This is a genomic window from Mucilaginibacter achroorhodeus (genome assembly GCF_007846095.1).
Taxonomy (GTDB): domain Bacteria; phylum Bacteroidota; class Bacteroidia; order Sphingobacteriales; family Sphingobacteriaceae; genus Mucilaginibacter; species Mucilaginibacter achroorhodeus.
The window spans coordinates 103,432-123,429 of the sequence record NZ_VOEI01000006.1; the positions used below are offsets into that span (position 1 = coordinate 103,432).

The 19,998-nt window shown below is 43.8% G+C and carries 17 protein-coding genes; 14 read left to right on the top strand and 3 right to left on the bottom strand.

What is annotated here, in order from left to right; all coding sequences use genetic code 11:
• Positions 1 to 3 precede the first annotated feature (3 nt).
• Complete coding sequence (locus FPZ42_RS15615; RefSeq protein ID WP_146272787.1) at positions 4 to 654, bottom strand: TetR family transcriptional regulator C-terminal domain-containing protein; 651 nt, start codon at positions 652 to 654, stop codon at positions 4 to 6.
• 220 nt (positions 655 to 874) lie between these two features.
• On the opposite strand from FPZ42_RS15615, the gene FPZ42_RS15620 reads away from it, so the two are divergent.
• The 6 genes from FPZ42_RS15620 (at position 875) to FPZ42_RS15640 (ending at position 7,609) form a co-directional block, all read left to right on the top strand.
• Positions 875 to 1,015 carry a DUF2256 domain-containing protein gene (locus FPZ42_RS15620; protein WP_146272789.1) on the top strand — a complete coding sequence of 47 codons (141 nt, stop codon included), beginning with the start codon at positions 875 to 877 and terminating at the stop codon, positions 1,013 to 1,015.
• A gap of 47 nt (positions 1,016 to 1,062) precedes the next feature.
• Positions 1,063 to 2,340, top strand: a complete 1,278-nt coding sequence (locus FPZ42_RS15625) for a DASH family cryptochrome (protein ID WP_146272791.1) — start codon at positions 1,063 to 1,065, stop codon at positions 2,338 to 2,340.
• A gap of 149 nt (positions 2,341 to 2,489) precedes the next feature.
• The gene (locus FPZ42_RS15630; protein WP_146272793.1) at positions 2,490 to 5,297 is read left to right on the top strand and encodes a 2-oxoglutarate dehydrogenase E1 component; all 2,808 of its coding nucleotides are present in this window, start codon (positions 2,490 to 2,492) and stop codon (positions 5,295 to 5,297) included.
• 112 nt (positions 5,298 to 5,409) lie between these two features.
• The gene (odhB, locus tag FPZ42_RS15635; protein ID WP_146272795.1) at positions 5,410 to 7,002 is read left to right on the top strand and encodes a 2-oxoglutarate dehydrogenase complex dihydrolipoyllysine-residue succinyltransferase; all 1,593 of its coding nucleotides are present in this window, start codon (positions 5,410 to 5,412) and stop codon (positions 7,000 to 7,002) included.
• A 75-nt stretch (positions 7,003 to 7,077) separates the two neighbouring features.
• Entirely contained in the window at positions 7,078 to 7,251 is a 174-nt protein-coding gene (locus tag FPZ42_RS19245; RefSeq protein ID WP_186458794.1) for a hypothetical protein, read from the top strand.
• A complete protein-coding gene (locus tag FPZ42_RS15640; RefSeq protein ID WP_146272796.1) occupies positions 7,238 to 7,609 on the top strand; it encodes a type II toxin-antitoxin system VapC family toxin in 372 nt (123 codons plus the stop codon). Before FPZ42_RS19245 ends, FPZ42_RS15640 begins: the two co-directional genes overlap by 14 nt.
• A gap of 18 nt (positions 7,610 to 7,627) precedes the next feature.
• Here FPZ42_RS15640 and FPZ42_RS15645 read toward each other — a convergent pair whose 3' ends face one another.
• Positions 7,628 to 8,089: a DinB family protein gene (locus tag FPZ42_RS15645; protein ID WP_261382322.1), complete on the bottom strand. Its 462-nt coding sequence runs from the start codon at positions 8,087 to 8,089 to the stop codon at positions 7,628 to 7,630.
• An 85-nt stretch (positions 8,090 to 8,174) separates the two neighbouring features.
• On the opposite strand from FPZ42_RS15645, the gene FPZ42_RS15650 reads away from it, so the two are divergent.
• The 8 genes from FPZ42_RS15650 to FPZ42_RS15685 all read left to right on the top strand — a co-directional run bounded on the left by FPZ42_RS15650 (position 8,175) and on the right by FPZ42_RS15685 (position 18,312).
• On the top strand, positions 8,175 to 9,884 hold the full coding sequence (locus tag FPZ42_RS15650) for an ArnT family glycosyltransferase (RefSeq protein ID WP_146272797.1): 1,710 nt from the start codon (positions 8,175 to 8,177) through the stop codon (positions 9,882 to 9,884).
• 9 nt (positions 9,885 to 9,893) lie between these two features.
• Positions 9,894 to 10,916 carry a hypothetical protein gene (locus FPZ42_RS15655; protein WP_146272798.1) on the top strand — a complete coding sequence of 341 codons (1,023 nt, stop codon included), beginning with the start codon at positions 9,894 to 9,896 and terminating at the stop codon, positions 10,914 to 10,916.
• Between the two features lie 162 nt (positions 10,917 to 11,078).
• Positions 11,079 to 11,792, top strand: a complete 714-nt coding sequence (locus FPZ42_RS15660) for a DUF2490 domain-containing protein (protein WP_146272799.1) — start codon at positions 11,079 to 11,081, stop codon at positions 11,790 to 11,792.
• 45 nt (positions 11,793 to 11,837) lie between these two features.
• A complete protein-coding gene (locus FPZ42_RS15665) occupies positions 11,838 to 12,758 on the top strand; it encodes a DUF58 domain-containing protein (protein ID WP_146272800.1) in 921 nt (306 codons plus the stop codon).
• Between the two features lie 91 nt (positions 12,759 to 12,849).
• Complete coding sequence (locus tag FPZ42_RS15670; protein WP_146272801.1) at positions 12,850 to 14,319, top strand: glycoside hydrolase family 130 protein; 1,470 nt, start codon at positions 12,850 to 12,852, stop codon at positions 14,317 to 14,319.
• Between the two features lie 57 nt (positions 14,320 to 14,376).
• The gene (gene lpxK / locus FPZ42_RS15675; RefSeq protein ID WP_146272802.1) at positions 14,377 to 15,408 is read left to right on the top strand and encodes a tetraacyldisaccharide 4'-kinase; all 1,032 of its coding nucleotides are present in this window, start codon (positions 14,377 to 14,379) and stop codon (positions 15,406 to 15,408) included.
• Complete coding sequence (locus tag FPZ42_RS15680) at positions 15,392 to 16,207, top strand: purine-nucleoside phosphorylase (RefSeq protein ID WP_146272803.1); 816 nt, start codon at positions 15,392 to 15,394, stop codon at positions 16,205 to 16,207. The genes lpxK and FPZ42_RS15680 overlap by 17 nt, the downstream gene beginning before the upstream one ends.
• Positions 16,207 to 18,312 carry a putative porin gene (locus tag FPZ42_RS15685; protein ID WP_261382323.1) on the top strand — a complete coding sequence of 702 codons (2,106 nt, stop codon included), beginning with the start codon at positions 16,207 to 16,209 and terminating at the stop codon, positions 18,310 to 18,312. The genes FPZ42_RS15680 and FPZ42_RS15685 overlap by 1 nt, the downstream gene beginning before the upstream one ends.
• An 81-nt stretch (positions 18,313 to 18,393) precedes the next feature.
• Here FPZ42_RS15685 and FPZ42_RS15690 read toward each other — a convergent pair whose 3' ends face one another.
• A complete protein-coding gene (locus tag FPZ42_RS15690) occupies positions 18,394 to 19,656 on the bottom strand; it encodes an asparagine synthetase B (protein ID WP_146272804.1) in 1,263 nt (420 codons plus the stop codon).
• Positions 19,657 to 19,998: the final 342 nt, after the last annotated feature.

Here is a 19,998-nt window from a genome sequence, read left to right on the forward strand (position 1 = left end):
AACTTAAAACCCCATTTTCTCCTTCAATCCGCCATTTTTCGCCAGGAACTTACCATATTCAAATAAGTTATCTAACGGCGAGCGCTGGAACAGATCGAATGTTACGTTAATGCCTTTTTCAATGGCCTCATCGGTTTTCTCAAAACCTGCCGAATCATCATTTATCCAAAAGTTGAGTACAAAGCCGAATTGAACCCATAACGCATCCTTATAACGTTTGCTAAAGAATTTACGGTCGCTGAGTTCAGCCGATTCCAAACCTTCGTTAAGAATACTGTTGGCAAATTCCTCAAAAATTTCCTTTGCAGGCTCAAGCACCTTTGGGGTGCCAATGCTGCGCTGCTTTTTAACACTGTAAACAGCAAAACTTCGGTTGCCCTTAAGCAATTCAAAAAAGCTATAGAAGAAAGACAAGGCCTTTTCGCGTGCACTGTACTGTGACCAGATCTCCTGGCTGCGGATCTCATTAAGCGTTTTCTGCATCAGGTCTGTCCATACGCTTTGTTCAACAGCGTCAAACGAGCCAAAGTAGCGGTAAAATTCTTCCTCGGCCATTTTATTCCTTTTTGCAAAAACGTAAACAGATTTAGGCTGCTGTCCTTCCGTTAATACGTAATCGATATAGGCTTTTTGGATGCTTTCTGTAGTTGCCATGTTTACTCTTGTTGATTATATATAAAGGTAAGCATAAATCTTACCTACTTATTAATAACGGTGTAAAGGATGCTTTAGTTTTACAATAAGATAACAGTAGTGTTCAAGGCGATAAAAACGTAAAAAGTATTCATTCAACGTTATGCCGTCGGCTTTTGCCAATAGCACTAAAACACATTGCTGAGGCCTGTGTTAGCAAACAGATCAAAAAGCAATAGCCGTGGATTTTAAAGGCAATAAGCAGAATCTTCCTTCAAAAATTTGCCTTGTATGTAATAAACCATTTACCTGGCGAAAAAAGTGGGCAAAGTGTTGGGACGATGTCAAATATTGCAGCGAAAAGTGCAGGAGAAATAAATAATCGGCATCTTTGTAATCAATCTAAATAAGTTTAGATTAGTAGTTCATATGAGTGAAAAGACGATACTGGTTTGGTTTAGAAATGACCTGCGCATCCGCGATAATGAGATATTATCAGAAGCGGTACGCCGGGCTGATAACGTTTTGCCGGTATTTATCTTTGATCCTTTCTACTTTAAAACCGGTATAAACGGGGGCACTAAAACCGGTGCTTTCCGCACCCGATTTTTGCTTGAAGCTGTTGCCGATCTGCGTAATAACCTGCGCGCAATGGGGGCAGAGTTACTTATCCGTACCGGCGACCCTGCTGAAGTGCTTGTTCAATTAGCCGAAGAATTTAACATCAGCGAGGTGTACCATCATCGCGAAGTTGCACCTGATGAAACATCCATATCTGAAAGGGTAGAGGAAGCGCTTTGGAAAAAGCAGCTTAACCTAAAGCACTTCATCGGCCATACCATGTATCACAAAGAAGACCTGCCTTTCCCTATAAAAGATATCCCCGATAGCTTTGTAACCTTTAAAAAAAAGGTGGAGCGAGATAGCACGGTAAGACCTGTAGTTACAACACCCGAGAAGATACTTGTACCGGAGACCATTGATCCCGGTGAATTGCCGACACTCGAAGAATTAGGCATCGTGCAGCCTGTAGACGATCCGCGTGCCGGTGAAAAAATAACCGGTGGGGAAACTGAGGCGCTTAAACGTTTGCGCCAGTATTTATCAAATGCTTCTATAATAAATCAGCCCAACTCATCCGGCCTTGGGCCCTGGCTTGCTGTTGGCTGCATCTCGCCCCGCCAGGTTTATTGGGAAGTGCTTAATCATCAAAAAGAGAACAACCTGCAAAATGCTGATCCGCTGATGCTGGAACTGCTTTGGCGGGATTATTTCCGCTTTATGTTTAAAAAGCACGGTCAGCAGTTTTTCAGATCAGAAGGCTTTGGTAGTGCCCCTGATATTGCCGATAACCAGGATGAACTGTTTGAGAGATGGAAGAACGGCCAAACAGGTGAGCCTTACATTGATGCTGCCATGCATCAGTTAAACGCCACCGGGTACCTCAGTAATTATGCACGGCAGGCAGTAGCAGCATATCTTATTAAAGACCTGCAGGTTGACTGGACAAAGGGAGCGCTCTATTTTGAGGAAACACTGATAGATTATTCGCCGGCCAGCAATTGGGGCAATTGGGCTTTTATGGCAGGGGTGGGTAACGATACCAAGAGCAACCGTTTTTTTAACGCTGCAAAATCGGCGCAGTCTGACGATGACTACATTAGTACCTGGGCACCCGCTGCCGACGGTATTTCCACCTCAGTTTAAAGCTGCCGGTTTAAATATTTACAGCCTGCCTAAACCTTTAAATATTTCTTTTATCAAACTATAGTTATGGCTAAAAAGTTATAACATATAAATATGGCATATTGTACTATTATGCTTAGTTTTGCAACGTCTTACAACATAGCTATCTCATGGATCGCCTAAATTATATAAACAGCGGCAACGCTGACCACATCAACTCATTATACGAAGCCTACAAACAAGACCCTGAATCAGTAGACTATAGCTGGCAAAAATTCTTCGAAGGATTTCAGTTTGGGCAGGATAATGCTGTTGTTGGCGGTGCGGCCGGAGCCGAAACTCCGGAGCATTTTCAAAAAGAAATTAACGTTCTAAATATGATAAATGGCTACCGTTCACGCGGCCATTTATTCTCTAAAACCAACCCTGTACGCAAGCGTCGCAAATACTTTCCCGGCAAAGAGCTTGAAACCTTTGGTTTAAGCGAAGCCGATATGGATACCGTATTTAACGCTGGTGTTGAAGTTGGCTTAGGCCCCGCCAAACTGCGCGATATCCGCGAATTGCTTGAGCAAACCTATTGCCAGGCCATTGGTGCAGAGTATACTTACATCCGCAATCCGATAAAACTAAAATGGTTTGAGGACAGGATGGAGAAAAAACGCAACACGCCAAATTTCTCTGTAGATGAGAAAAAAGCAATGCTTTCAAAATTGAACGAAGCGGTTGTGTTCGAGAACTTTTTAGGTACCAAATTTTTGGGCCAGAAGCGTTTCTCATTAGAAGGTGCCGAGGCGCTGATCCCAGCACTGGATTCAGTTGTTAGGAAAGGCTCTGAGCTGGGTATCGAGGAGTTTATCATCGGTATGGCTCACCGCGGCCGTTTGAACGTGCTGACAAATATAATGGAGAAAACCTATAAAGAGGTATTCTCTGAGTTTGAAGGGAAAAACTACGATTCATCGCAATCATTTGGTGGTGATGTTAAATATCACTTGGGTTATTCTACGGATGTGGAAACCAAGCAAGGCAAAAAAGTTCACTTAAGCCTTTGCCCCAACCCTTCGCACCTGGAGGCAGTAGACCCGGTTGTTGAAGGTATTACCCGCTCAAAAATTGATTTTAAATACAACGGCGACCATTCTAAGATTGCGCCGATATTGATACATGGCGACGCCTCTGTAGCCGGACAAGGCATTGTTTACGAGGTATTGCAAATGGAGAAACTGGATGGTTACAGCACAGGCGGTACCATTCACCTGGTTATTAATAACCAGATAGGTTTCACTACCAACTATAAGGATGCCCGTTCAAGTACATACTGTACCGATGTTGCAAAAACAGTATTATCACCGGTTTTCCACGTAAATGGTGATGATGTTGAGGCATTGGCATATGTTGTTAACCTGGCAATGGAATACCGCCAAGTGTTTAACGAGGATGTGTTTATCGATATCCTGTGTTACCGCCGTTATGGCCACAACGAGGCTGATGAACCTAAATTCACCCAGCCGGTATTATACAAAGCTATTGAGGCACACCCTAATCCGTTGCAGATCTACAGCAAAAAGCTTGTTGCAGATAAAACGGTTGATGAAGGTTACGTAAAAACACTGGAGAAAAACTTCCGTGCCGAGTTGCAGCAAATGCTTGATGAGGCAAAAGCAGCAGACAGGTTTACCGATACCATCCCGATGTTTGAAGGCGCATGGAAGGGTTTGCACCTGGCTAACCACAGCGAATTCATCAGCACGCCGGACACATCTGTAAGCGAAGAGGTGATCAGCGAAATTGGTAACACGCTTACTACGTTGCCTAAAGATAAGGTGTTCTTCAAAAAAATAGAGAAATTGTTTGAAGACCGCCAGGCTATGGTTAACAAAACCAAAGTGTTTGACTGGGCTATGGGCGAGCAATTAGCTTACGGTACCTTGTTAAAAGAAGGTTTCCCGGTTAGGTTAAGTGGAGAGGACGTTAAACGCGGTACTTTCTCGCATCGCCATGCGGTATTAACTCTTGCCGATTCTGAAGACGAATACACGCCGCTTGAGAACATCAATAATGAAGCTAAACTAAGCATCTATAACTCGTTATTATCTGAGTACGGTGTGCTTGGTTTTGAATATGGCTATGCTTTAGCCAACCCTAACGCCCTAACCATTTGGGAAGCGCAGTTTGGCGACTTCTTTAATGGTGCACAGATCATAATTGACCAGTACATTGCCAGCGCAGAAACTAAATGGCAGCGCGGTAATGGTTTGGTAATGTTATTGCCACACGGTTATGAAGGCCAGGGCCCGGAGCACTCATCGGCACGTGTTGAGCGTTTCTTAGAGCTTTGTGCCGATGATAATATACAGGTTGCCAATTGTACCACACCTGCAAACTTCTTCCATATTTTAAGAAGGCAGATGCACCGCAGTTTCCGCAAGCCGTTGATCATCTTTACACCAAAGAGCTTACTGCGCAGCCCTAATTGTATGTCGCCGCTTGAGGAGTTTACTAATGGCAAATTCCACGAATTGATCGATGACAATTACGTTGATATCAAAAAGGTTAAACGCGTATTATTATGTACCGGTAAGGTTTATTACGACCTGTTAGAGAAACAACAGACTGATAAACGTAAAGACGTTGCCATTGTACGCGTAGAGCAATTGTATCCTACGCCGGTTCAGCAGATATTGAAGGTTAAAGCTAAATACGAAAACGCTACCGAATTTATCTGGGTACAGGAAGAACCGGAGAACATGGGTGCATGGCCGTACATTTGCCGTAAGTTCCATGATGATAAGTACCTTAACTTAAGTGTAATCTCTCGTTTGGAAGGTAGCAGTACTGCAACCGGTTTCGCTAAGCAGCACGCTGCACAACAGGCGCACATCGTTTCAAAGGCGTTTGAGGCACCTGCAGGCAAAAAGGTTAAAGAAAAGATCGAGAAAACCACTGAAAAAATGGCTAACGCCGGAGCAGATTGATTTTTGAGTGACGGTGAGTGGTGCCAGATCCCGGGAAGAGAATTATCCGGTACCCCGCACCAAGATCCCGCTCTTAACTAAATAGAAAACTACAACTACTATCAATACTAATATGAGTTTAGAAATAAAAGTTCCGCCGGTAGGCGAATCCATTACCGAAGTAACCCTGGCATCCTGGAAAAAGAAGGATGGCGACCAAGTAGAAATGGACGAAGTGATTGCTGAATTGGAATCAGACAAAGCAACCTTTGAACTTACCGCAGAAAAGGCCGGAACTTTAAAAATTGCAGCTGCCGAAGGCGATACCTTAGCTATTGGTGCTGTTGTGGCTACCATTGAAGAAGGTGGTGCTGCAGAAAGCGCGCCGGCTGCTGATAGCGCACCTGCCACTACTGCCGACGGCAACAAACCAGCCACAGCCGATAGTCCGGAAAATCCTGCAAACGCTTACGCACCTGCACCACAGGCTGGCGGCGGCGAATCATTAGAGATAAAAGTTCCGCCGGTTGGTGAGTCTATAACAGAGGTAACCTTATCGCGCTGGATCAAAAAAGATGGCGAGGCGGTTGAAATGGACGAAGCCATTGCCGAACTGGAATCAGACAAAGCAACTTTTGAACTGACTGCTGAAAAAGCCGGTACTTTAAAAACCTTGGCTAATGAAGGCGATACTCTTGCCATTGGTGCCGTAGTTTGTAAAATTGAAGGTGCTGCCGCTGGTGCTGCACCTGTACAGGTTACCCCATCGGTTGCTGATAAAGTGAACGAGTCTCCGCAAGCGGCTCCATCAAAAGGTACTACTTATGCATCGGGCACACCATCGCCTGCTGCTGCCAAAATATTAGCCGAGAAAGGTGTTGATCCTGCGTCCGTAAACGGATCAGGTGTTGATGGCCGTATCACTAAAGGTGATGCACTTGGCGCGCAGGTGGAAAGTCAAAAGCCAAAAATTGAAAGTCAAAAACCGGCTGCTTCAACTCCTGCGGCTCCTCAAGTAACTGGTACACGTACAGATCGCCGCGAGAAAATGTCTTCGCTTCGTAAAACGGTTGCTAAACGTTTGGTTGCCGTTAAGAACGAAACTGCGATGTTAACCACCTTTAACGAGGTTGATATGTCGCCTATTATGGAATTGCGCGGTAAATACAAAGATAAATTTAAAGAGAAACATGGCGTTGGCTTAGGCTTTATGTCGTTCTTCACTAAGGCAGTTACCGAAGCTTTGAAAGAGTGGCCTGCCGTTAACGCCCGTATTGAGGGTGAAGAGATCGTTTACAGCAACTTTGCTGACGTTTCTATCGCCGTATCTGCACCTAAAGGTTTGGTCGTTCCGGTTATCCGTAATGCTGATAGCTTAAGCCTTGCCGAAATTGAGAAGGCCATTGTTGTTTTAGCAGGTAAAGCCCGCGAAAATAAACTGACCATCGACGAAATGACTGGCGGTACTTTCACCATCACCAATGGTGGTGTATTTGGTTCAATGATGTCGACTCCAATCATCAATGCACCACAATCTGCTATCCTTGGTATGCACAACATTGTTGAACGCCCGGTAGCCGTAAACGGACAAGTGGTTATCCGCCCGATGATGTACCTGGCCTTATCTTACGATCACCGTATTATTGATGGCCGCGAATCGGTAAGCTTTCTGGTACGGGTTAAACAACTGCTGGAAGACCCTGCAAGGTTATTGTTAGGTGTTTAAGACTATATAATAGAATAAACAGAGCCCGGCAAACGTCGGGCTTTGTTGTGTTAAGCTTATTAATTATATTTGGATATGGGCAAGGTAATAGAGATAGACAAAAACACCACACGCAGCCAATTGGATAAAGAGTTGAACAAGCTTGCCACGAAAAAGGAAGCTATCGATCTTAAGAAGTACTTTGGGAAGGTGAAATTTGGCGAAGACGGTTTAGCTTATCAACTCAAAACCCGCAATGAGTGGCAATAACATCGTTTTAGACACATCTTTAATAATTAACTTATTCAATGGTGTTGAAGAAGTTCAAGATTTATTAAGCGGCAGAAGTCTTTTCGTTTCGGTCATATCAGAAATTGAGGTTTTAAGTTTTTCAGGATTGTCAGTAACTGATAAAGATCTGTTGCGCGACTTCCTATCTAAATGCCATATCGTTGACATTGAACCTGCTATTAAGGAGCTAACAATTGAAATCAGGGCGAAAACCAAGATGAAGCTTCCGGACGCAATAATTGCTGCTACTGCAATATATTACGATCTTCCTCTATTTACCATGGATAAAGGATTTAAAAGGCTCGATGATTTGCAAGCAGTAATTTTGTCTTTGTAATTAATAGCTGACTGTTATCTACACCACCTTTCTCATAGCCATAATATAACCGTTATGCAATCCCTCGTGAAAAGGTAAAAAAGCAAGTGCTTCATCGATGTTGCCGATATCTACACCGTAGCGGGTTGTCCAGGTAGGGTAATTGTCAAAAATTTTTGCTTTATGATCGCTTGCCAGTTTATCAAGGCTGGTGATGAACAATGATTTGATCAACTCGTATTCCCGCTCATCTGCCGGGCCTTCCGGTTTACTGCCAGATTCATAACGCTTGTAAAAATCATCATCAATCATATCATCCAAACCAGCTTTTAGGTAACATATCTTGTACTGGGTGGCTACCATATGCCCCAGGTTCCAGATGATATTGTTGTTAAAACCCGTGGGTATTTTGTTCAACTTCTCCAGGCTGAATTCGGTTAGAATATTCAATATGCTTAAGCGCGTTTTGCGCACAATTTCAAGTTGTTTGTCAATCATCATCGTTGTATTTGTATCATCAAATTTAAAATAATCACCTCTATAAACTATGTATTGCTTGCGTCAATTTATTTTACATTTGTAGCCGATGGATAGCACGGCAGTTAGTCAAAACAACAGATTGGTATGGTACTTTATTTTATGCTGGACGGTATTTAACATCATCCAGTCTGCCACACTCGAACTGCATGCCGACGAAGCTTATTACTGGATCTATTCGCGTTTTTTAGCCTGGGGATATTTCGATCATCCGCCTATGGTGGCGGTATTCATCAAACTGGGATACGCACTGTTCCAAAACGAATTTGGCGTACGTTTACTAACCGTTTGCTGCAGCAGTATAGCACTTTATACCATATGGCTTGTCGTTAGGCAATATGGGGTAAGGGCATTGTGGTTTAATCTTATCATTGCCGGTACTTTTATCTTTAACATATACGGCTTTACTACCACGCCTGATGTGCCACTTTTTCTGTTCACGGTATTATTCTTCTACTTCTATAAAAAGTATCTCGAGGACGATAACATCAAACTTACCCTGCTGCTGGCGCTGATCATCGCATGCTTGCTGTATAGCAAGTACCATGCAGTGTTGGTCATCGGGTTTACCATTATCTCAAATCCGGCTCTGCTTAAGCGTAAAAGTTTCTGGCTGATGACAGGGGTTGCTACCTTGCTTTTTTTGCCGCATATATTATGGCAGGTTAAACACGGTTATCCAACTATCACCTATCACTTGTTCGATCGTTCTGAGGCGGGTTATCGCATCGACCAAACATTAGGCTACATCCCAGCGCAACTGGCAATGGGAGGCCCATTCATTGGCTGGTTTATATTTTACGCCGCATTCCGCAACAAAGCTACTGATCCTTTTAAACGCGGACTTGTTGTAAACGCCGCAGGGACGTTTATCTTTTTCCTGCTCAATAGTTTGAAAGGTATTGTTGAACCACACTGGACGTTGATTGCATTTATCCCGCTGGTGATACTGGCGCTGATATCCATACACGAAGCCGGTAAACCATATACCTGGCTAATGAGGCTGGCCGCTGTAAATTTGGTATTCATATTTGTGTTAAGGGCCTGCCTTATATTTGGCCCTGCCTGGTTACGCAAGGTTGATCAGTTTAAAAGCTACTATGGCTTTAAAGATTGGGCGCATTTGGTTAAGCAGAAGGCAGGCGATCATTATGTGATCATGAGCGAAGGTTTCCAGAACCCCAGCAAGTACGATTTCTATAATAATACCACCAAAGGCATGAGCTATGATGCACGCGATTACCGCCGCACCCAATTCAGTTTGTGGCCTATTGAAGATAGCCTGCAGCATAAGCGCATCTATTTACTTTTAAACTGGAATAACCCTGCTGTAACCCGGGATACCATACAGAACGAAGCAGGTACCTGGTTTGGTGGTTGGGTAGATGACGTGCGCACTTATCAAAAAGTGACCATAGCAGTGAACACCAAAGAGGTGAAAGCAAAGCCCGGCCAAAAATTACAATTTGACTTAACTATAACCAACCCATATCCTTTCGCAATTACCTTTGCCAACCTTGGCGTAAAACACCCGGTTTTTCTTGAAACCTGCTTTTTTATACACACCACACCGGTTGATGTGCAACAAGCAGGCGGCGATTTTAACCGAATCAGTTTGCAAAAAGGCCAAAGCGCGCTTTACAAAATTACGGCCATTGCGCCGCAAAAGCCGGGCAAATACGATCTGTTTTTTTCGCTGCGTACAGAACCGTTTACCGGCAGCAGGAATAGCCGCTTTATAAAATTAATTGTTGAATAACCCACACCGATGATAAAAAAATTACAACTACTATCGTTCTTCCTTATTTTGACAACAATTGCTGCGAAAGCACAAAATGTTGACTTCCATTTAAACGGTTTCGGATTTTTTGATAACCGCGAATACAAGGAATTTCCTGAGCGGTCGCGCACTTACTCGGGCGTTCGTACAACTATTGATCTTGGCTTCAACCTTGATAGCAACAACCACTTTATCGCCGGTGCAAATATGCTGCATGAGTTTGGCGGTAAGCCTTTTTTTGTAAAGGTAGATCCTACTATTTATTACAGCTTTAACAACAAGAACTGGTTGTTCAATATCGGTGCTTTCTCGCGCGAGGGTTTGCTGACCGATTATCCGCGTGCCATGCTTAACGATACATTACGTTACTACCGGCCCAACGTTGAAGGGATGCTAACGCGATTTAAAAACGAGCATTTTACAGAAACTGTCTGGATTGATTGGGTAAGCCGGCAAACGGCTACGGATCGTGAGCAGTTTCTCTTCGGGTTTTCAGGTAAGTACCAACCATGGTTAAATGGCCCATTGTATGTATCCCATTACACCTTTATGCTTCATGATGCGGGGAGTGCAACGCCGGAGCCAAATGATCATATCAAAGATAATGGTGCTATCCAACTGAAACTCGGTGCAAACTTCAGCCATAAAACGTTCCTGGATTCATTGAATATCGAAGCCGGTGGCATGATGTCTTTAGAGCGTATACGTGGCGTTGATGGCTTTCAGAAACCTAAGGGCTTTGTAGCCAACGCTTATTTAAGTTACTGGCGCGTTGCCTTGTATGATGAGTTTTACAAAGGTGATGGTCACCATATTGAGTATGGCGATGCTTACTACCGTTTTAAAACTTATAACCGCCTCGATTTTATTATCACACCGTTTGTTGCCAAAGGGCTACGCGGGCAATTCATATTTAGTTTGCACAATTCGCCGGGCTACAGCAGTAACCAGGAGGCCTTCAGGCTGGTGTACGATATTGGCAGAAAGAACCTGGTAAGATTTAAGGATTAAACATTCTTATTAAAGACGCTTCATTTCGAACCATAGCGCGGCACTCAAATACAATAAGAAACCGTTAATTGCTTTCGGCATTTAATTCCACAGCAAGATTTATCCCTCATCCCCGTCCAAACAAAACGGGGATTTTCTATATTAGCTTTCCAACAATAAACTATGAAAAAGCTAATCAGGATATTCCTGTTTCTCATACTACTATCTCCGGTAAAATTACTTGCGCAGGACAACCGTTTCTCCGGTTGGGGTGCCTTGTTCCATACCCAGCGCTTTGGTCCACAGTGGGGGCTGTCCTTTGATGCGCAATTCCGGTCGTTTGATGAGTTCAAGTATCTGCAGCACATTCTTTTACGCCCATCCGTAAACTATTACTTTGACGGCAACAAAATGGCGGCTCTGGGTTATGCATATATAACCACCAACGGTCGCGATGCAGCAGGCAGCAAAACCTTTAGGCCCGAGAGCCGTACCTGGCAGCAATTGATCATCAATAGCAAGATCGGTAAGATCTCCACCATGCAGCACCGATTCAGGTTAGAGCAGCGATTTTTGGGCAACACCACCAACCGCAATGATCATTACTTTTCGCAACGCTTACGTTATTTCGCCAGGGCGGTTATCCCGTTCAAAAAAGATTCAACCTTTGTAAAAGGGCCGTTCATAGGCTTACAGAACGAGATATTTGTAAACGTGCAGAATAAAGAAAAAGTAAATAAACACTTCTTTGATCAAAATCGTGCATACGTGGCTTTAGGGTATCGTCTGCATAAAAAGGTAGATGTTGAGGTAGGTTACTTAAACCAGTACGTTAAGCAAGCAGAAGCATACTTTTTTAACCACGTTATACAAACTGCCATTTATACACGTTTTTAAGCTGAACTTAAATTCTTTTAATTCGAGCTCGGAATATATTAAACCATGCCTCAACTCAGTAACGATCAACAGATTCGGCAACTGGCCAACCTGGAACTGCTTGCCCGGCAAGTGGTAGAAGGTTTTATAACCGGCCTGCACCAAAGCCCGTTCCATGGTTTTTCTGTGGAGTTTGCTGAGCATCGTTTATATAATAGCGGCGAATCGGTAAAAAACATAGACTGGAAATTATTTGCGCGCACCGATAAACTTTTTGTAAAGCAGTTTGAAGAAGAAACTAACCTGCGCTGTTACCTGCTGCTGGATACTTCTTCCTCTATGAACTTTCCGGCAATTGGTCAAAGCAAACTGCAATTCTCGGTATACGCCATTGCATCGCTCATGTACCTGTTTAAAAAGCAAAGGGACGCGTTCGGGCTTTGCCTGTTTTCTGATAAGATGGATTGGATAAGTGAGGCAAGGTCTACATCGGCACACCTATTCTATTTGTTTGCGCAGTTAGAAAGCGCTTTTGAACAGCAGAAGCAAAAAACGGAGACCAATATCAGCCAAACGCTGCATTACATCGCTAATAATATCCACCAGCGGTCGATGGTGATCATCTTTAGCGATATGCTGGAGAATGGCATGAGCGAGGAGAAAGGCCAGGCGCTATTTGCAGCCATACAACATTTACGCTACCGCAAGCATGAGATACTGATATTTAATGTGATGGATAAGGCGCATGAGCTTGATTTCGGTTTCGATAACAGGCCGCATCATTTTGTAGATATGGAAACCGGTAGTGAGATCCGCATACACCCAAACCAGGTGCGCGATACCTATCGCGACGCTATAAAAAACTATCGTCATCAGTTAGCGCTTAAGTGTGCACAATATGGTGTAGAGCTGATAGATGCCGATATCTCCCAGGGGTATGATCACATTTTAAAGAGCTACTTAATTAAAAGAAACAGGATGATTTAACTGGTATAACAGCTTAAATTTAACCTTTCTTAAATTGTTCAAATCAATTTACAAAAGCGTGTGTTATTGAGTAAACGCACTTTTTATACGTATGAGACTTTCCGTAGAACGCAAACCGATAAGAGTTAACCCCGATCCGAAGCGTGTAATTGCACGGTTTTTTTTTAATGGCAACGGCCGTGCCAAGGAAGTTATTGAAAGAGTAATGAGCATTAGCGAGGAAACTGCCTTTGGCATTATCTCGCCACTTTTACAAGAATATTCAAAACGCCACCGTAATATAACCCGTGTGCTTAATCGCCATTGCAGCAAGTTGAAGCCGCTTTTTATTGAATTAGGGATCGATTTCGATAGCCTTTCCGTTTACCGGAAACTGCTGATGGGCTCATACTTTACGCACGAGTATTCTATCGAATCGGCGGCGTTCTTTAACCCCTCTGTTATTGAAGACCCTGACCAAACTGAATTGGAGGATGGCCAAAAACGCCTGATCATCAGCTTTAGGGCGGTGGGAGAGGGACACATCTCTTCAATCACTTTCCGCCGTGCAATGATAGATCAAGACAACCGCATAACTGTGCAACCTGCCGGAAGCTACATTGATGAGGCCGAGATAGTAAGAAACGCGGTTTACAATAAGAAGCTGTTTTTTGAAAAGGCTGCTATTACGCAAATAAATATTGATGTGCTGAACGAGTTGGAGTCAAAACTCGATCATCACTTTGAATATGCCAACCTGCGCCGCATCATCATGGATTCGCAGAAACTGCAGGACGATGATATGAAGCGCCTGGAGTACGACAAAATACTTTGGCTGGCCGATTCTTATTATGAGATCGTTTTCTCGATGGATACCGATATATCTGACAGGGTAATTTTCCCTATCTCTGAGTACGAACGTAAAGGTATAGAGGATGCGCGCTTTGTGAAGTTTGCACATGAGGACGGCACATCTGTTTACTATGCTACTTATACCGCTTATGATGGCTCGCTGATAATGCCTAAGCTGCTGCAAACCAACGATTTTTATAACTTCAAGATCATGCCGCTTTACGGTGCCGGTGCACAAAATAAAAACCTGGCGCTGTTCCCACGAAAGATAAACGGCCGTTACGCCATGATATCGCGTATTGATGGCTGCAACAACTACATCATGTACTCTGATAAGATCAACATATGGGAAAAACCTGATCTGTTGCAAAAACCCGCTTTTACCTGGGAGTTTGTACAGATAGGTAACTGTGGTTCGCCTATTGAAACCAAGGATGGCTGGATAGTTATAACCCATGGTGTAGGCCCTATGCGCCGTTATGTACTTGGTGCAAGCTTGTTAAAGTTGGATGACCCTGCTGTAGAGATCGGTCGTTTAAAGGAACCGCTATTGGTACCAAATAGCGACGAGCGAGAAGGTTATGTACCAAACGTGCTTTACTCTTGCGGATCTATCATCCATAACAATAAACTGATCATTCCTTATGGTATCTCAGATTCATCAACCTCGTTTGCTGAGGTTGACCTGGATGAACTGTTAACCCGCTTAAAAGAAGACGGCGTAGCATAAACAGCTGTAAAATTCGGCATAAACAAATCATCGCGGTATTAATTATCTTTACCGGCTATGCAATACCTGCGTTGGTTATTATTGCCTTTTTCTGTAGTATATGGTTTTGTAGTTACCATACGCAACTGGCTGTATGATGCAGGCTTTTTTAAAAGCCGTGCATTTGATATGCCTGTTATTTGCGTAGGCAACCTGGAGGTTGGCGGTGCGGGTAAAAGCCCTATGACAGAACACTTGATCGCTTTGCTTAAGGACGGAAATAAGGTCGCGACGTTAAGCAGGGGATATGGCCGCGAGACCAAAGGTTTTCTGGAAGCAAGCATCACTTCAGCCGCCAGCCAGGTAGGTGACGAACCCTTACAATTTAAGCGAAAGTTCCCGGATGTTACCGTTGCCGTTTGCGAGAAAAGGGTAATGGGCATTGAAAAGCTGCAGCAAAAACATGATGTTATTATCATGGACGATGCTTACCAGCACCGCGCGGTGAAGGCAGGTTTAAATATTTTGCTGTTTGATTATACAAATTTACAAAAGCCACAATTTGTATTACCTGCGGGTAACATGCGCGAGCCATTTAGCGGCCGCTGGCGGGCTGATGTAATGGTGGTAACCAAATGCCCCACTACTATCAATGAAAGCGACATGACGCGCTGTTACAACAAACTGACCCCACTAAGCACGCAGCCTTTATTTTTTAGCAGCATTGCTTATCAGCCTCTTAAGGCTTTAAAGGGCGATGACCAGCAAGTTGAGATAGATGAAGATACTACGGTGTTCCTGCTTACAGGTATTGCCAATACCGCGCCACTGTTAAGCTATATCCGCACTTTTACATCCCACATAATTCATCACAAATATCCCGATCATCACCGGTTTACCACAAAAAATATAACTAAACTTGCTGATGATTTTGAGGCTTGTATATCAGCAAAAAAACTGGTGATAACAACAGAAAAAGATGCACAGCGTTTAACGCATGACGAACTTAAAGGACTGCTGGTTTATGTGCAGCCTATAGGCGTTAAGTTTTTAAACCAGGCGCAGCCTCAATTTGATAAAATAATTACAGACTATGTTAGACAATATTAACCATACTGCATCATATATTAAAAGCCGAATAGGCGATTTTGAACCCGAAGTAGGTATTATCTTAGGTACCGGCCTTGGGGGACTTGTTAGGGAAATTGAAGTTGAAAAACAACTGATGTATTCTAATATTCCCGATTTTCCTATCTCTACGCTCGAGTTTCATTCAGGTAAGCTGATATTTGGCATGCTTGGCGGTAAAAAGGTTGTAGCTATGCAGGGCCGCCTGCATTATTACGAGGGTTACAATATGCAGCAGATCACCTTCCCGGTGAGGGTAATGAAAATGCTGGGTATTAAAACGCTGTTTGTATCAAACGCCAGCGGGTCGCTAAACCCGGACTTTAAAAAAGGCGACCTGATGATCATTGAAGATCACATAAACTTGCAGCCCATGAACCCGCTGATAGGCCGCAATGATAGCGACCTTGGTCCGCGGTTCCCGGATATGAGCGAGCCTTATAAATACCATCTGATAAATAAAGGCCTTGCAATTGCAAAGCAAAACAATATTACCTGCCATAAAGGAGTTTATGTTGCGGTTACCGGCCCTAACCTGGAAACCCGTGCCGAATACAAGTACCTGCGCATTATTGGTGGCGATGCCGTTGGCATGAGCACCGTGCCAGAGGTTATTGTTGCAAACCACATGGGTTTACCGGTTTTTGCTATTTCTGTTTTAACTGATGAAGGTTTCCCGGCGGAGTTGAAACCCGTATCGGTTGAGGAGATACTGGCAGTGGCAACAGCCGCTGAACCACAGTTGACATTGATTTTAAAAGAACTTATTGCAGGGCTTTAATGGCGAATAAGCTTAAATACCTTTTTATTTTATTGATATGTGCTGCTGCGCAGGGTGCCTTCGCGCAGATCACAAATCCGCGGTTCCCCGGCCAGCGTACCGATCAGCCGGTGTACAGTCGTGATACCACTAAGATGCGTACACGTTCAAATGCATCAGACAACCTGGACTCATTACGTAAGCGCGAGGAGAATAAGCACGACTCTGTTGTGTTCAACTCTAAGTACATTAAGGTAACCAGCGAGCGCCTGCTGGCCGATAGTATACAGCTTTTTCCGCTGGATACCGGCTTGGTAAATTTTGAGAATTATAGTCCGCTTAACCAGCCGCGCAATCCAAAGATAAGCTTGGGCTACCCGGGCACAGCTGCACGAGACCTGCTCTTCAGTCCCCGAAAGACAATTGGTTTTGACGAAGGCCTTCATGCGCTCGATGCCTACATGGTTAACCCGCAGGACCTGAATTACTTTAACGCCCGTGCGCCATACACATTGCTCTCTTTATATAGCACAATTGGCGGCACTAAAGAGCAGATTTTTAAGACACTGCATACCCAAAACATAAAGCCCAACTGGAACATTGGCTTCATTCTTAACTTTAACGGATCAAAAGGTTATTATTCTACCAACAACATTATTTCCCAAAATGTAAGCGATCTTACTGCGGGCATTTTTAGCTGGTATCATAGTAAAAGCAAGCGCTATAATTTACTTGCTAATTTTTTATTCAATAACCTGAAATCGCCGGAAACGGGCTCTATTTTAAAGGATACCATATTTAAAAGCGCCAACTCATCTTTTGATAAAACCGGCGAACCCGTGCGCTTGCCAAGCAGCTATGCCAACTGGAAAAGTACAGGGCTGTACGTTAAGCAGTTTTATTACCTGGGCCGTATTGATAGTTTAAACAAAGGCAAAACCGGTACAGCCAACGTGCTGCCAACGCAACGAATAGGTTATACCTTTTACGCTAACCAACGCAAATACAATTACCTGCAAAATGGGTTAGACCAATATGGCGCCTTCCCTGATTATTATTTTACGGCTGCCCGCTCGCGCGATTCACTCAACGTGTTTCACCTGCAGAACGATTTCTCTTACAGCTTCTACCTACGTGGCAAATCCGGTAAGATCAGCAAAAATGAACTAAAGCTCGACCTTGGCCTTACGCAGGATTTTTACAAAGTAAGCCAATTTGTTGCAGACTCCGTCATCAACCAATTTGGACGGAAAGTAATACAGCCCGACAGAAAACAAAACGAGACCTTCCAGAACATAACCCTTAAAGGCAAACTGGGTTATCGTTTTAGCGACAGGATCTACCTGGAGGGCGATGTGCAACAGATCGTCCAGGGGCGCAACTTTGGCGACTTTTTGTATGAGGCTAAGCTAACACTTGCCGGTGGGCGCAAAACCGGGCGAATATTACTTGGTGCTTATCAGCAAAGCAGCTCGCCGGGCATGGTATACACCAACTGGATATCAAACCATTTTATCTTTAATAACGATTTTAAAAATCAAAAGGTCACAAATCTATCGTTCAATTATATTAATGACGCCCTTGAGCTCGATCTTAAAGCTGAGTATTTTTTGCTAAACGATTACTTGTATTTTGCATCGCAGCCTAATGGTATCGATGCCGCACCCCAACAATATGGTTCGGCAATAAACCTGCTCAAGATAAGCATTGGCAAAAACCTGCACTGGCGCAAATTTAACTTTGATAACTATGTGGTTTACCAAAAAACGGATAACGCCAGCCTGTTACGCATACCAGAAGTTTATACTTTTAGCAGCCTTTACTACAAAGCGCAGATATTTACCCTTAAATCGCAATTTGGTGTAAACGTAAGATATAATACACCTTACGTGGCTCCGTCATACGCGCTGAGCATTGGGCAGTTCTACAACGGACAAGATGTTACCTTTACATCTTACCCGGTAGCGAGTGTTTTCTTTAAGGCAACCTTAGAGCGCACCAATATATTTATCCAGTATGATTATGTAAACCAGGGCTTATTCAGCAACGGTTTCTACACAGTTAACCGTTACCCGCAGTTAGACAGGATCCTGAAATTCGGCGTAGCCTGGACGTTTTATAATTAGTTCTCAGTGGGCGGTTTTCAGTTTGCAGTTCCGGTTGGATTTAATAGCTTAAAACTGCCAACTACAAACTGCTAACTGTTATCACGTTTTCTGTTTCTTTTTCTTAGCTGCCGGGAACAAAACGTTATTCAATATCAACCGGTAGCCGGGCGAGTTGGGGTGCAGTTTAAGATCAGTAGGAGGGTCGCCTACGGCATGCTGATAGTCTTCCGGGTCGTGGCCACCGTAGAATGTCCACTGTCCTTTGCCAAATTCTCCGTGGATGTACCGCGCTTCATTACCGGTTTTCATTTCGCCCATAATGGTGATGCCGGGTTTTAACTTGATTTTATTGTAGGCGGTGGTAAGGCCCATAAATCCTTTGATCACCTTGTCATGGTCTTGCGTTAACATGCTGGGTACAACGTCCCACTTGGCAGAGAAATCAAACAAGGTGAAGAAATCCCGTGTACGGTCAACCTGGCGGGTGGGGGTAACATCAATATCCGCAAATTGGTGCGAAAAAGGATTTTGATCGAGCGTGAAATTCTGAAAAGCAAATGTTTGGGTAAAATCCAGTTTCTGCTGGGCGTTAGGGTCGGCGCCGTCCCCGTCAAACATGTTCTCACAGATATCTGTATTAGCAGCCGACAGCGCAATATCAAAAGTATCCGTAGCGCTGCACATGGCGAATAAGAAGCCACCACCTGAGCAAAAATCACGGATGTGCTGGGCAACCGCTAACTTCATTTGCGATACTTTTTTGAAACCCAATTTGGCAGCCATTGCGTTTTGTGCTTTTACATCATCATTATACCATTGAGTGTATTTATAAGCCCCATAAAATTTGCTGAACTGCCCGGTAAAATCTTCGTGGTGCATGTGCAGCCAGTCGTATTTGGCAAGGTCGCCGCGTATAACTTCCTCGTCGTAAACTACGTCGTAAGGTATTTCTGCATATTTGAGCACCAGGGTAACAGCATCGTCCCAGGGTAACTTATTCTTAGGCGAATACACAGCCATCTTAGGCGCTTTCTCCAGTTTAACCAGGTCCATGTTTACAGATGGATCACTTACCTCGGTGGCGATCTCAGTGGCTTTTGCATCGGCAATAACTTCATAGCTTACACCGCGGATCTTGCATTCATCCTCCAACGCTTTGGCATATTTCATCATAAAGCTACCGCCCCGGTAATTAAGCAGCCAGTCAACCGCTTCGCCATTTTTCAAAGTCCAGAAAGCAATACCGTATGATTTAAGATGATCTTTCTGCTGATCGTCCATAGGGATAAGGATAGACGATGCCCTTGTGATTTGTGCTAAAAGCAGAAAGGCAAAAGCAAAAAGGTATTTTTTAATTAGCATGTTGATGTGCTAATGTAACGATTAATTGAATAAGGTATTATGCCCCGTTAATGCTCTTATAATATAAAAATCCTGCGCGTCATTGCGAGGTACGAAGCAATCTCCGAACTTTATAGAGCGGTCTGTCCTGAGTAGAGATTGATTCGTACCTCGGGATGGAAACGGATACCGGCCCAGCGCCAAATGCCCGCAGGCGCATGAGTTTATCGCCCGAGAGTGAATGTTGAATAGTGATAAACTAATAACCACCTCACTATTTAACAAATAACTGTTAACCAAAACCTTTAGCCTTTCGCCTTTTACCTTTCACCTCAATTACTTACCTTTGCCACCTGTTTAAAT